The sequence below is a fragment of the Streptomyces sp. NPDC059828 genome (genome assembly GCF_042731955.1).
GTDB lineage: Bacteria > Actinomycetota > Actinomycetes > Streptomycetales > Streptomycetaceae > Streptomyces.
Window position 1 is genome coordinate 1 of record NZ_JBHWIW010000030.1, and the last position, 13,574, is coordinate 13,574.

General features: G+C 70.1%; 13 protein-coding genes. 6 read left to right on the plus strand and 7 right to left on the minus strand.

Annotated elements, in window-relative coordinates; genetic code table 11:
* Positions 1-55 precede the first annotated feature (55 nt).
* Entirely contained in the window at positions 56-1,054 is a 999-nt protein-coding gene (locus ACFV6V_RS19055; RefSeq protein WP_385566253.1) for a hypothetical protein, read from the minus strand.
* A gap of 156 nt (positions 1,055-1,210) precedes the next feature.
* Positions 1,211-2,323 (minus strand): alpha/beta hydrolase, encoded by a 1,113-nt coding sequence (locus tag ACFV6V_RS19060; protein ID WP_385566256.1) that lies wholly within the window; start codon positions 2,321-2,323, stop codon positions 1,211-1,213.
* Between the two features lie 242 nt (positions 2,324-2,565).
* On the opposite strand from ACFV6V_RS19060, the gene ACFV6V_RS19065 reads away from it, so the two are divergent.
* The 6 genes from ACFV6V_RS19065 (at position 2,566) to ACFV6V_RS19090 (ending at position 7,526) form a co-directional block, all read left to right on the plus strand.
* A complete protein-coding gene (locus ACFV6V_RS19065; RefSeq protein WP_385566259.1) occupies positions 2,566-4,401 on the plus strand; it encodes a phosphatidylglycerol lysyltransferase domain-containing protein in 1,836 nt (611 codons plus the stop codon).
* Positions 4,402-4,454: 53 nt separating this feature from the next.
* Entirely contained in the window at positions 4,455-5,318 is an 864-nt protein-coding gene (gene folP, locus ACFV6V_RS19070; RefSeq protein WP_385566261.1) for a dihydropteroate synthase, read from the plus strand.
* Positions 5,315-5,800 carry a nuclear transport factor 2 family protein gene (locus tag ACFV6V_RS19075; protein WP_361279853.1) on the plus strand — a complete coding sequence of 162 codons (486 nt, stop codon included), beginning with the start codon at positions 5,315-5,317 and terminating at the stop codon, positions 5,798-5,800. The genes folP and ACFV6V_RS19075 overlap by 4 nt, the downstream gene beginning before the upstream one ends.
* A 236-nt stretch (positions 5,801-6,036) precedes the next feature.
* The gene (folB, locus tag ACFV6V_RS19080) at positions 6,037-6,396 is read left to right on the plus strand and encodes a dihydroneopterin aldolase (RefSeq protein ID WP_385566264.1); all 360 of its coding nucleotides are present in this window, start codon (positions 6,037-6,039) and stop codon (positions 6,394-6,396) included.
* Complete coding sequence (gene folK / locus ACFV6V_RS19085) at positions 6,393-6,980, plus strand: 2-amino-4-hydroxy-6-hydroxymethyldihydropteridine diphosphokinase (RefSeq protein ID WP_385566266.1); 588 nt, start codon at positions 6,393-6,395, stop codon at positions 6,978-6,980. The genes folB and folK overlap by 4 nt, the downstream gene beginning before the upstream one ends.
* 48 nt (positions 6,981-7,028) lie before the next feature.
* Complete coding sequence (locus ACFV6V_RS19090; RefSeq protein WP_361279850.1) at positions 7,029-7,526, plus strand: DUF3180 domain-containing protein; 498 nt, start codon at positions 7,029-7,031, stop codon at positions 7,524-7,526.
* Between the two features lie 72 nt (positions 7,527-7,598).
* Here the strand turns inward: ACFV6V_RS19090 and folE are convergent, their stop codons facing one another.
* The 5 genes from folE to ACFV6V_RS19115 all read right to left on the minus strand — a co-directional run bounded on the left by folE (position 7,599) and on the right by ACFV6V_RS19115 (position 13,507).
* On the minus strand, positions 7,599-8,204 hold the full coding sequence (folE, locus tag ACFV6V_RS19095) for a GTP cyclohydrolase I FolE (RefSeq protein WP_361279849.1): 606 nt from the start codon (positions 8,202-8,204) through the stop codon (positions 7,599-7,601).
* Between the two features lie 125 nt (positions 8,205-8,329).
* Positions 8,330-10,366 carry an ATP-dependent zinc metalloprotease FtsH gene (gene ftsH, locus ACFV6V_RS19100; protein WP_385566270.1) on the minus strand — a complete coding sequence of 679 codons (2,037 nt, stop codon included), beginning with the start codon at positions 10,364-10,366 and terminating at the stop codon, positions 8,330-8,332.
* Between the two features lie 173 nt (positions 10,367-10,539).
* Positions 10,540-11,079 (minus strand): hypoxanthine phosphoribosyltransferase, encoded by a 540-nt coding sequence (hpt, locus tag ACFV6V_RS19105; RefSeq protein ID WP_384243243.1) that lies wholly within the window; start codon positions 11,077-11,079, stop codon positions 10,540-10,542.
* A 76-nt stretch (positions 11,080-11,155) separates the two neighbouring features.
* On the minus strand, positions 11,156-12,217 hold the full coding sequence (tilS, locus tag ACFV6V_RS19110; protein ID WP_385566273.1) for a tRNA lysidine(34) synthetase TilS: 1,062 nt from the start codon (positions 12,215-12,217) through the stop codon (positions 11,156-11,158).
* 156 nt (positions 12,218-12,373) lie between these two features.
* Positions 12,374-13,507 carry a zinc-dependent metalloprotease gene (locus tag ACFV6V_RS19115; protein ID WP_385566274.1) on the minus strand — a complete coding sequence of 378 codons (1,134 nt, stop codon included), beginning with the start codon at positions 13,505-13,507 and terminating at the stop codon, positions 12,374-12,376.
* Between the last annotated feature and the right edge of the window lie 67 nt (positions 13,508-13,574).

The following is a 13,574-nucleotide window of genomic DNA, read 5'->3' on the forward strand; positions in this document are numbered from 1 at the left end:
GCATGATGCCGGACCGCCCCCGCTTTTTCGTCCTGTCCTTCAGGTGTCCCGTCCCTCAGGAAATCGCGGTCCGCAGCTCCGTGACGTCGAGCTGCTCCGTCTCGTCGTGCTCGGTCAGATCGATCACCTCACCGACCGCCCGCTCCCCGGCCGCGCCGCCCTCCCGGGTCTTCGCACGGGCGGCCTCAGCGGCGTCCGCGAGCGCCTCCTCGCCCACCACGTCCGCGAGGTCCTCCTCCTGGACCGACTCGAGCTCGGCGGCGGCGACGCGGCCGGCGCCGAAGAAGTCGAACCCGCCGAGAGGACGGGGCTGTCGTGCGACGTACGGGACGACCGCCGCGGCGGGCGTCGGCCTGCGCGCGGGGAGGGCGGACGACGGGCGGGTGTGCTGCTCTTCCCCGGCGACCGCCGCCTGCTTCCCCTGCGGCTCGTCCGCCTCACGCGCCCGGTCAGCGACATCGCGGCGGCGGGCCTCGTCGACGGTGCGTCTGGCCTCCTGGGCCGCGGCGTTGCGCGACAGGTTCTCCAGTGCCTTGGCGGCCCGCAGATACGCGGACGGCGTCGGCGTGGAACCGGCAGCGGGCAGCTCCTTCGGCGCGGAGGCCTCGATCGCGAGCTGCCTGCGGCCTTCCAGCGCGCTGGCCCGCTCGGCCTCGGCGGTCGCGTAGCGCTTCAGCAGTGCGGCGTGCTCGTTGCGCAGCTTGGCCAGCTCGACCCGTTTGGCGCGGAGCTTGCCGTCCAGCTTGGCGCGCAGCTCGCGGGACTCGTCGAGGTCGGCCTCCAGCTCGGCGACGCGCTCCTCGGTCTTCCAGGCGTCGCTGGCGCGGGCGCGGGTGAGCTCGGCGACGCGGCGGCCCGCGTTCCGGTCCCAACTGCGCATGAGCACCGCGCCGGTGACCGCGGCGGCGGCTGCCCCGGCGGCCATGAAGCGGAGCACGAGCGTATCCGCGAAGAGCCAGGCACCGGCGGCACAGAGAACCGAAGCCCCGGCGACCGCGGAAGGCGGCATGAGCCGGTGCAGTGGTGGGGAATGGCGGTGGCGTCCACGTGGCATGGCCTGAAATTTACCGTGCGTAGGTGACGAATGGGGGGTCGGCCAGGCAATCTCTTCATTCAGTTCGAGCGGACCGCCCGCAGACCCGTCGCCGCCGGTCGCGCACGGCGGCCACGCCCCGAAGTCGCCCTGGGGAAAATGCCGTACGCACACGGGTCACACGGCGCTGAGCCGCCCGCTCAGCCACACCAGTGCCGGGGACACCTCGCGGCGCCAGGTGTTGAAGTTGTGGCCGCCGCTGTTCAGCATGATCGAGGAGACCCGCGCCGGGGACTTGACCCTCTTGATGAACTCCCGCGTGCCACCGAGGTTGCTCTCGCCCTGCTTCGACGAGGTCACCAGGAACGAGGACGCGCCCTGCGGGCGGTTCTTCAGGCTCCACAGGAGATTCGCCCGCTTCCGCTCGTCGTTGTCGCCGTGGAAGAGATCACCGGTGGTCGCGTCCTCCGCGGCCTTGTAGTACGCGGACAGGCCCACCCCGGCGGCGAACCGCTCCGGGTGGTGCAGAGCGATCTTCAGCGCGCAGTAGCCACCGGTCGAGTTCCCCATGAAGCCCCAGTTGCGGGGCTTACTGCCGACGCGGTAGGTCGCCGAGATGGCGGTCGGCAGATCCCTGGCGAAGAAGGTCTCGCTCTGCGGACCGCCCGGGATGTCGACGCACTCGGTGTCGCGCGGCGGAGCGACGGTCGGACGCAGCATGACCAGGATCATCGGCTGCATCTTCCCGCTCTTGGCGTGGTCGTACGCCGTTCTCGGGTACTTGAGGCCCTTGATCAGGTTCTCCGCGGTGCCCGGGTAGCCGGTCAGCACGACCGCGGCGGGAAAGGTCTTGGCGGCGTACGCGGGCTGGAAGTACTCGGGCGGCAGATACACATAGGCCGGGCTGTCGACACCGGACTTCTCGCCCTTGATGACGACCTTGTGGATCTGCCCGCCGACGGCCGGCCGTGAGCCGCCCGGGGCGCCGGTCTTCTGCTTGCCGACCACCATGACGTGCTTGCTGCTCGCCGAGTGGTCGACCACCACGCCCATCTCCTGTTCCTGGCCGAGGAGATCGGACCAGGAGCCGTAGAACAGGAAGGACTTGTTGGCCGCGAGGCCTACCGAGGCGAAGATCGCCAACTGGGTCGCCAGCAGCAGACCGACCCGGCCGAGCACGCTGCGCCACCCGTTGCGGGACAGCCGCGGCCAAAGCCAGATCGTCGCGGCGAAGAAGGCCACGGCGGCGAGTACGGCCAGCGCCAGAACCTTGTTACTGGTGAGACCCATGAGGTGATCAAGCTACTTCCGTGAGACGTGGGCAGGGCGTGTGCGTGGAGACGGACGCGGACGTGCGGACGTGTGGACGTGGACGTGGACGTGAGGACAGACGCGGACGAGGTCCGGGAACCTGAGAATTTCCTGAGGGCGGATGAACCCGCTGCCCGTAAGTGCCGTCCTAGAGAGCGCACTGTCCGCGCCGACGTTTCTGCGGCGAGGGACTCACACCTCTCTCGGAGTCACGGGAAGCGATGTCTGTCACGGTAGATGGGGACAAGTCAGGGTTGGTTCCGGTTCGGGTACGCCGGATCCTCAGCGGGCCGCGCGCCGAAACCGTACCCACGCTGGTCGGGATGGCCTGCACCTTCATCGGCCTGATCGACATCGCCGCAGGCGTGTTCCCGCGCTTCCGGCACAGCCGGATGCACGCACTCGCCGAGGTGCTCCCGGGGGCGCTCGGACCGTTCGCCGCGGCGCTGTCGCTCAGCGCCGGCGTGCTGCTCCTGCTGCTCGCACACGGCCTCAAGCGCAACAAGCGGCGGGCCTGGCGGGCCGCGGTCGTGCTGCTGCCGGCCGGAGCGGTCGCGCAGTTCATGTACCGCAACTCGGTGATCGGGGTCCTGCTGTCGCTGGCGCTGCTCACCCTGCTGCTGCGGCACCGGGACCAGTTCGCCGCGCTGCCCGACCCGAGCAGCCGCTGGCGGGCACTCGCCAACTTCGTTCTGATGGGCGCCGGTTCGATCGGCCTCGGCCTGGTCATCGTCAGCGCCCACCCGAACAAGGTCATCGGCAGCCCCAGCCTCACCGACCGGCTCGAGCACGTCCTCTTCGGGCTCTTCGGCATGGAGGGCCCCGTCGGTTACGACGGCGGGGTCGACTGGACCGTCGGCTACTCGCTGGGCGCGCTCGGCCTGCTCACCGCCGTCACCACCATCTATCTCGCCTTCCGTCCCGAGCAGCCGGCCGCCCGGCTCACCGAGGACGACGAGGCACAGCTGCGCGAGCTGCTCGCCCGGCACGGCAGCCGTGACTCGCTCGGGCACTTCGCGCTCCGCCGCGACAAGGGCGTGGTGTTCTCCCCCAGCGGCAAGGCCGCCGTCTGCTACCGCGTGGTCTCCGGTGTGATGCTCGCCAGCGGCGACCCGATCGGCGACGTCGAGGCCTGGCCGGGTGCGATCGAGCGCTTCATGGACGAGGCGAAGGCCCACTCCTGGACCCCCGCCGTGATGGGCTGCTCCGAGACCGGCGGTCAGGTGTGGACCCGGGAGACCGGTCTGGACGCCCTCGAGCTGGGCGACGAGGCGGTGGTGGACGTCCCGGATTTCTCGCTGAGCGGGCGCGCCATGCGGAATGTGCGCCAGATGGTCAAGCGCATCGAGCGCAATGGTTACGAGACCCGGGTACGCCGCGTCCGTGACCTCTCGGACGGCGAGCTGGAGCGGATACGCCAGGCCGCCGAGGACTGGCGCGGCACCGAGACCGAACGCGGCTTCTCCATGGCACTCGGCCGGATCGGCGACCCCTCCGACGGGGACAGCGTGGTCGCCACCGCGCACAAGGAGGACCCGGACTCCCCGTACGGCGACCTGAAGGCCGTGCTCCACTTCGTTCCCTGGGGCAAGGACGGTATGTCCCTGGACCTGATGCGCCGCGACCGGTCGGCCGACCCCGGTATGAACGAGCTGCTGATCGTGGCCGCGCTCCAGGACTCCCCGAAACTCGGCATCGCGCGGGTCTCGCTGAACTTCGCGATGTTCCGCTCGGCGCTCGCCCGCGGCGAGAAGCTGGGCGCGGGACCGGTGCTGCGCACCTGGCGCGGGCTGCTGGTGTTCCTGTCCCGCTGGTTCCAGATCGAGTCGCTGTACAAGTTCAACGCCAAGTTCCAGCCTCGCTGGGAGCCGCGTTTCGTGGTGTTCCGCAACACCAGGGACCTGCCGCGCATCGGATTCGCCGCGATGCAGGCGGAAGGCTTCGTGACCTTCGCCCTGCCGCGCCCGTTCCGCCGCCGCAAGGCCCGTCCGGCACGGCCCTGCGTCCACCACATCCGCCCGGCCTCGGTCGGGGACGGCGAGGCCCGCGCGGCGTAGGCACCGTCCGGCATACCGGTGGGACTCACCGCTCACCGCACTAGGCTGGACGCATGAGTACGTCGTTGTGCGGCCGCGGCACGGTCAGGGGCCTGCCGGAGTGGGACCGCTGTGCGGTCATGGGGGTCGTCAATGTGACCCCGGACTCCTTCTCCGACGGGGGCCGCTGGTTCGACACCACGGCGGCCGTCAAGCATGGGCTCGACCTGGTGGCCGCGGGGGCGGATCTGGTCGATGTCGGCGGTGAGTCAACCCGCCCCGGAGCCACCAGGGTCGACGAGGACGAGGAGCTGCGGCGGGTCATCCCCGTCGTTCGCGGGCTGGCCTCCGAAGGCGTCAACGTCTCCGTCGACACCATGCGCGCCTCCGTCGCCGCCCAGGCCGTCGCGGCGGGCGCCGCACTGGTCAACGACGTGTCCGGCGGGCTCGCCGACCCCCGGATGATCCCGGCCGTCGCCGACGCGGACGTGCCCTTCGTGGTGATGCACTGGCGCGGCTTCAGCGCGGACATGAACAACCGGGCGGTGTACGGGGACGTGGTCGCCGAGGTGCTCGCCGAACTGCGCGAACGGATGGACGCGGTGATCGCGGGCGGGGTCGCCGCCGAACGGATCGTGCTCGACCCCGGCCTCGGCTTCGCCAAGCACGCCGCCCACGATCTGGCGCTGGTCGCCCATCTGGCCGATCTGCGCACACTGGGCCGCCCGCTGCTGGTCGCGGCCTCCCGTAAGCGCTTCCTCGGCCATGTGCTCGCCGGGGGCGCCGCCAGCCCACCCCCGGCCCGGGAACGCGACGCGGCCACCGCGGCGGTCTCGGCGATCGCGGCACATGAGGGCGCCTGGGCGGTCCGGGTGCACGAGGTACGCGCCACGGCGGACGCCGTACGGGTCGCACGCGCCGTCGAGGGAGCCCTGTGAGCGACGCCGACGCCACGCCCCATACGGATATCGAAGAGGTCGAAACGGCCAACACCGCCTTCTACGAGGCGATGGAACGCGGCGACTTCGAGGACATGTCCATGCTCTGGCTGGACGGCCCGGACAACGACGGGGACGAGGTCATCTCCTGCGTGCACCCGGGCTGGCCCGTGCTGTCCGGGCGGGGCGAGGTGCTCCGTTCCTATGCGCTGATCATGGCGAACACGGAGTACATCCAGTTCTTCCTCACCGATGTGCGGGTCAGCGTGGCCGGCGACACCGCCGTGGTCACCTGCACCGAGAACATCCTCAGCGGAGGGCCGTCGGAGGAGGCGGGTGAGCTCGGCCCCCTCGTGGGGCAGCTCGTGGTGGCGACGAATGTGTTCCGCCGCACACGGGACGGCTGGAGGATCTGGTCACATCACGGATCACCCGTGCTGACCGAAACCGAGGACGAAGAGGACGGCGAATCCCCCGCCTGAGGGATCCTGAGGGAACCTGGGAGGGCCCGAGGCAGTGGGCCCCGAGGCGGGAACTGATTCCGGGGATTGATCCAGGATCACCTGGGTAGGCGCCGCTTCCCATCCGTCGCCGGTGCCGCCCATGCCCCCGTGGCGCGGTGCTGCCGGACCCCGCAGGTAGATTCAGGACTGTGCGCGTGCCGCACCACCGCTGCCCCGGCCAGCGGGCCAGACCAACGACAGCAGGAGTGATTCGCGTGGATCGTGTCGCGCTGCGCGGCCTCAAGGCCCGCGGGCACCATGGCGTCTTCCCCCGGGAGCGGGAAGAGGGCCAGACCTTCATCGTCGACCTGGTGCTCAGCCTCGACACCCGCCCCGCCGCGGCCGACGACGACCTGTCGAAGACGGTGCACTACGGCGTGGTGGCGGAAGAGGTCGTCGCCCTCGTCCAGGGCGAGCCGGTGGACCTGATCGAAACCCTGGCGGAGCGGATCGCCCAGCAGTGCCTCAAGCACGACGGCGTCCAGCAGGTCGAGGTGGTCGTGCACAAGCCCGACGCCCCGATCACCGTCCCGTTCGACGACGTGACCGTCACGATCACCCGGAGCCGAGCATGAGCGACCCCACAGTGCAGCCGGTGCCCGCCGCCGTCGTCGAGCAGGTCGACGCGGCGGACATCACCCTCTCCAACCCCAAACGGGCCGTGATCGCCCTCGGCTCCAACCTGGGCAACCGGCTGGAGACCCTCCAGGGCGCCGTGGACCTCCTGGAGGACACCCCCGGCGTGCGGGTGAAGGCGGTCTCGCCGGTCTACGAGACGGAGCCCTGGGGCGTCGATCCGGGCTCCCAGCCCTCGTATCTCAACGCCGTGGTGGTGGTGAAGACCACCCTGCCGCCCAGCTCCCTGCTGGAGCGCGCGCACGCCATCGAGGAGGCCTTCGACCGGGTGCGCGACGAACGCTGGGGCCCCCGCACCATCGACGTGGACATCGTGTCGTACGCGGAGGTGGTCTCCGACGACCCCGTCCTCACCCTGCCGCACCCCCGCGCCCATGAGCGTGCCTTCGTGCTCGCCCCGTGGAACGACGTCGACCCCGCCGCCCAGCTCCCCGGCCGCGGAGCGATCGCCGAGCTGCTCACGGCTCTCGGCCGGGAGGGTGTCGTGGCGCGCGCCGACCTGGAACTCCGGCTGCCTGAGTAGTCGTTAGGCTCTACAGGACTGCGAGCACGACGGACACAAGGACACTCGGTGAAGCAACTGCGGCTTGGGGTACTGGCCGGGCTCTTCGTGGCGGCGGGAGTGCTGTCCTGGGCCGCCGCGCGCATGTGGGACGCGTTCGGCACGCTGCCGAGCGTGCCGCTGGCCGCGCCGATCGTCCTGGCCGCGATCGCCGCCGTCCTCTCGGCCACTGCCCTCTCCCTGCGCGCCCGCCTCCGCGCCCAGCGCGAGCGCCGCCCCGGCGCCAAGGGCGTGGAGCCCATGATGGCCGCCCGCGCCGTCGTCTTCGGCCAGGCCAGCGCCCTGGTCGCCGCGCTGGTCAGCGGGATGTACGCCGGCACGGGAGTCTTCCTGCTGGGCTCCCTCGACATCCCGGTCCGCCGCGACCAGGCGATCTACGCCGGCTTCGCAGTGCTCGCGGGCTTCGCGGTGATCGCCGCGGCCCTGTTCCTCGAGCGGGTGTGCAAGCTCCCGGAGGACGGCGACAACGCACACAACGGCGGCACGGGCCGCGTCCCGACCGCCTGAGGACCCCGCACCAAGCGCCGGCCAGGAGCTGGCTGGGGGGGCCGGCGGCCCGGACGGGCGACCCGTGTCCGGTCAGTTCGCCATGATCAGGCTCATCGCCTCGTTACGCGTCGCCACATCCCGAAGCTGTCCGCGGACCGCCGAGGTGATCGTCTTGGCGCCAGGCTTACGGATACCGCGCATCGACATGCACATGTGCTCGCACTCGATCACGACGATCACGCCGCGCGGCTCCAGGATCTTCATCAGGGAGTCGGCGATCTGCGTCGTCAGCCGCTCCTGTACCTGCGGGCGGCGGGCGAACACATCCACGAGCCGGGCCAGCTTGGAAAGCCCGGTGATCTTGCCGCTGGTGGACGGGATGTAGCCGACATGGGCCACGCCCCTGAAGGGCACCAGATGATGTTCGCAGCAGCTGGTCACCTCGATGTCCTTCACCAGGACCATTTCGTCGTGGCCCAGGTCGAACGTCGTGGTCAGCACATCCTCGGGCTGCTGCCACAGGCCCGCGAATATCTCCTTGTAGGCCCTGGCGACCCGCCCCGGCGTCTCCCGCAGACCCTCGCGGTCCGGGTCCTCGCCGACCGCGATGAGCAGCTCGCGCACCGCGTTCTCGGCGCGCTTCTCGTCGAACACGCCGATCGTGCCCTCGCCGTCCAGCGTCACCGGGTCGGTCATGTGTGCCTCGTTCCTGTCCTGCCATCGACGTGAAAAACGTGCATAACGCAGCACTCCCCAGGCTAGAACCTGGGGAGTGCCGTGTTCATTCCGAAAATCGGACCTCTCGGGCGGAAACCGCCAGGTCAGGCCTCCGGTCGATCCTCCGCGACCGGCTCGGTCGCGGTCTTGGTGACATCCGTCACCGTGCTGCCCGTGCCGGCGGCGGTCCCGTTGGCCGCGCCATTGGTCAGCGCCAGCTCCTTCGGGGAGAGCACCGGCGGGCGGGTGGACGGGGTGCGCCGGGCGGAGCCGGTCCACGCCGGCCGGGCCGGGCGCTTCACGATCGTGGCGAAGACCTCGGCGATCTCCTCCTTGCCGAGGGTCTCCTTCTCCAGCAGGGCGAGGACGAGGTTGTCGAGCACGTCGCGGTTCTCGACCAGGATCTCCCAGGCCTCGTTGTGCGCGGTCTCGATGAGCTTCTTGACCTCTTCGTCCACCAGCGCCGCGACCTCTTCCGAGTAGTCGCGCTGGTGCCCCATCTCACGGCCGAGGAACGGCTCGGTGTTGTCACCGCCGAACTTGATCGCGCCGAGACGCTCGGTCATGCCGTACTGGGTGACCATGGCGCGTGCCGTGGCCGTGGCCTTCTCGATGTCGTTCGCCGCGCCCGTGGTCGGGTCGTGGAAGACCAGCTCCTCGGCCGCGCGACCGCCCAGCATGTACGCCAGCTGGTCGAGCATCTCGTTGCGCGTGGTCGAGTACTTGTCCTCGTCCGGGAGCACCATCGTGTAGCCGAGGGCCCGGCCCCGGGACAGGATCGTGATCTTGTGCACCGGGTCGGAGTTGGGGGAGGCCGCCGCGACCAGGGCGTGTCCGCCCTCGTGGTACGCGGTGATCTTCTTCTCCTTGTCGGACATGATCCGGGTCCGCTTCTGCGGGCCCGCCACGACGCGGTCGATCGCCTCGTCCAGCATGTGGTTGTCGATCAGCTTCTTGTCACTGCGGGCCGTCAGCAGGGCGGCCTCGTTCAGCACGTTCGACAGATCGGCACCGGTGAAGCCGGGGGTGCGGCGGGCGACGGCCGCGAGGTCGACGTCCTGCGCGACCGGCTTGCCCTTCTGGTGGACCTTGAGGATCTCCAGACGGCCCTGCATGTCCGGGCGGTCGACGGCGATCTGCCGGTCGAAGCGGCCCGGGCGCAGCAGCGCCGGGTCGAGGATGTCGGGCCGGTTGGTGGCGGCGATCAGGATGACGCCGCCCTTCACGTCGAAGCCGTCCATCTCCACGAGGAGCTGGTTCAGGGTCTGCTCGCGCTCGTCGTGTCCGCCGCCGAGGCCCGCGCCGCGGTGTCGGCCGACGGCGTCGATCTCGTCCACGAACACGATCGCCGGAGCGTTGGCCTTGGCCTGCTCGAAGAGGTCGCGCACCCGGGAGGCACCGACACCGACGAACATCTCGACGAAGTCGGAACCGGAGATCGAGTAGAACGGGACGCCCGCCTCACCCGCGACGGCGCGCGCGAGCAGCGTCTTGCCGGTGCCGGGCGGGCCGTACAGCAACACGCCCTTGGGGATCTTGGCTCCGACGGCCTGGAACTTCGCGGGCTCCTGGAGGAACTCCTTGATCTCGTGGAGCTCCTCGACGGCCTCGTCGGACCCCGCCACATCGGCGAAGGTGGTCTTGGGGGTGTCCTTGGTGATCAGCTTGGCCTTGGACTTCCCGAAGTTCATGACCCGGGAGCCGCCGCCCTGCATCTGGTTCATCAGGAACAGGAAGACGACCACGATCAGCACGAAGGGCAGCAGCGAGAAGAGCACCGACAGGATCGGGCTCTGCCGCTCGGGGGAGACCGTGTAGCCGTTCTTGATCTCGCCCGCGTCGTACTTCTGCTGAAGGGTCTGGGCCAGCGCGACGCCCTGGTCGCCGATGTAGCTCGCCTGGACCTTGTCGCTGCCGTTGACCTTCTGGCCGTCATTCAGCTCGATCTTGATGATCTGCTCATCGCCGGTGGTCAGCTTGGCCTGCTTGACCTGGTTCTTGTTGATCGCCTGGACAACCTTGGCGGTGTCCACCGTCTTGTAGCCGCCCGACGAGCCGACAACCTGCATCAGCACGACCACGGCGAGGACGGCCAGCACGATCCACATGACCGGCCCACGGAAGTATCGCTTCACGTCCATCCATACGGAGCGGTGTCGCTCCGTCCCTCCTGCCCGTAGGTAAATGCTGCTATGAGACTCAACTGAAAAGACTGTTCTTCGGACGGTACCCCAGCTTTGTCACCCATGACCGCCTTCCCATGCTCCAACGGCGGGAAGGCGGCACGGGTTCCCGTGCCGCCCGCGGTTTGCCGTCAGCCGCCGTAGACGTGCGGTGCGAGGGTGCCCACGAACGGCAGATTGCGGTACTTCTCGGCGTAGTCGAGACCGTATCCGACGACGAACTCGTTCGGGATGTCGAAGCCGATCCACTTCACGTCGATGGCGACCTTCGCGGCGTCGGGCTTGCGCAGCAGTGTGCAGACCTCGAGAGACGCCGGCTCGCGCGAGCCCAGGTTGGACAGCAGCCACGACAGGGTCAGCCCGGAGTCGATAATGTCCTCGACGATCAGGACGTGCTTGCCCTTGATGTCCGTGTCCAGGTCCTTGAGGATGCGGACCACTCCGGATGACTGGGTGCCCGCGCCGTACGAGGACACGGCCATCCAGTCCATCGTGACGGGGCTGGACAGCGCACGCGCCAGGTCCGCCATCACCATCACGGCGCCCTTCAGCACCCCGACGATCAGCAGGTCCTTGCCCGCGTACTCAGCGTCGATCTTCGCGGCCAGCTCGGCCAGCTTCGCGTCGATCTCTTCCTTGGTGATGAGTACCGATTTGAGATCGGCGCCCATGTCCTTCTCGTTCACCCGCGTCGCTTTCTGTCGCTGCCCGGCGTCCCGATCGCCCGGCCCTGTCGGCAGGACCGGCTCAGCCCTGCCGGATGACCAGTCTGCCACCCTGCCGACGGGCCTCGACGCGCCCGGGCAGGTTGATGGCCCGCTGGCCGCGCCAGCCGGTGATCAGCCGCTCGACCTCCTCGACATGCCGGGCGAACAGCGAACCCGCAGGTGAACCGGCTGTCACCAGCGCGCGCCTGAGCACGCGGCGGCGCACCGCCGGAGGCAGCGCATACAGCTTCGTGCAGTCGAGCAGCCCGGACTCGTCCCGTACGGACGCGTCGACATCGGCGGCCCAGGCGTCGAGCGCGTCAGCGTCGTCGCGGGACAGCTGGGCGGTACGGGCCAGGGCCTCGACGACACCTTTGCCGAGGGCCTTCTCCAGCGCGGGCAGGCCCTCGTGGCGCAGCCGGGAGCGGGTGTACGCCGGGTCGGCGTTCATCGGGTCGTCCCACACCGGGAGCTGCTGTACGAGGCAGGCCTTGCGGGCGGTCTGGCGGTCGAGCTGGAGGAAGGGGCGGCGGTAGCGGCCGGTGGGGGACACGGCGGCCATACCGGAGAGCGAGCGGATGCCGGAGCCGCGGGCGAGGCCCAGCAGGACCGTCTCCGCCTGATCGTCCCGGGTGTGCCCGAGCAGCACGGCGGCGGCCCCGAGGCGGTCGGCGGCCTCGTCCAGGGCGGCGTAGCGGGCGTCCCTGGCGGCGGCCTCGGGTCCGCCGTCGCGGCCCACCGAGACGGCGATGGCCTCCACGGGGTCGAGATCCATCTCCGTGAGCCGGACGGCGACCTCGGCGGCACGCAGGCCGGAACCGGCCTGGAGGCCGTGGTCCACGGTGATCCCGCCGGCGCGCACGGACAGCTTGCGGGCCTCGAAGGCGAGGGCGGAGGCGAGGGCCATGGAGTCGGCACCACCGGAGCAGGCGACGAGGACCAGCGGCGGCTCGGCCGTCGCCAGCCGTGCGCCGGTATGGCCACAGCCGGGGCGACCGCGGCCGACCGTGGCGTGCGGGAGCTCGCTGAGTTCGTTGAGCACGTCGTGGAGTACGCGGCGAACCGCCAGGCGTATCGCCGCGACCGCAGGATGGGGACCCATGTCCGATGCCCTTCGTGAAGTTTGGGGGTGCCTCGGTCGGAGTCGGGACGGGATGGTCCGTCACTCAGAGTGCGTCGATGGTGACAGAACCGGGCCGTTCCCCGAGCATTGCACGCCTATCCATGGGCCACGGTCCCTCGGATGGGTGATTACGGCTCAGTCTCCCTTACGGTGCACCCGCGCGATCCAGTCCGCCGGTTTGGCGATCTCCGCCTTGGTGGGAAGGGTGTTCGGCGAGGTCCACACCCGGTTGAACCCGTCCATCCCGACCTCGCCGACCACGGCGCTGACGAACCGCTCGCCGTCCCGGTACTGGCGCAGCTTGGCGTCCAGCCCGAGCAGCTTGCGCAGCGCGAGGTCGAGCCGGGACGCGCCACGGGCCCTGCGGGCCTGGAACTTCTCGCGGATCTCACCGACGGACGGGACGACCTGGGGCCCCACCCCGTCCATCACGAAGTCGGCATGGCCCTCCAGCAGGGACATCACGGCGGTCAGCCGACCGAGGATCTCGCGCTGCTGCGGGGTCTGCACGAGCTCGACGAGAGAGCGGCTCTCGTCATCCTCGCCTTCGGGGCGCCCCCCGGCGAGCGCCTGTGCGGCCTCGCGCAGTCGTTCGAGCACGGTCATGGGGTCGACGTCCGTCTCGGCGAGGAACGCCTGGATCTCGCCCTCCAGGTGGTCGCGGAGCCAGGGCACGGCGGTGAACTGGGTGCGGTGGGTCTCCTCGTGCAGGCAGACCCACAGCCTGAAGTCGTGCGGGGCGACGTCCATCTCCCGTTCGACATGCACGATGTTCGGCGCGACCAGGAGCAGCCTGCCGTTGCTGCCGGCGGCCCCGGGCAGCTCGCGGGTGACGGGGGCGAAGGTCTCGTACTGGCCGAGCACCCGGGAGGCGAGGAACGACAGCAGCATGCCCAGCTCCACACCGGTCACCTTGCCGCCCAGGGCACCGAACACGGCGCCGCCCGGGGTCGCCGACCTGCGCTCCTGGAGCTTGTCCAGCAGCGGCTTCAGCAGCGCGCGGAAGCCCGCGACATTCGCCTTCACCCAGCCGGGCCGGTCCACGACGAGGACCGGGGTGTCCTGGGGCACATGGTCGTCGGGGATCATCCGGGTGAACGCGCGGACGTGCTCCTCCGACGCCTTCGCGTGCCTTCGCAGCTCGGCGACGACGGCGCGCGCCTCGTCCCGGCTGACGTCGGGGCCCGGCCGTACGAGCCGGGTCGCGGTCGCGACCGCGAGGTTCCAGTCGACCATCCCAGAGGAAGCGGCACCACCGATGCTCGTCATGCGTCAACCGTACGTGGTCGGCGGCCCGCTGCCAGTAGGTCGCGCACGGCCGGCGCCAGGGCTCATG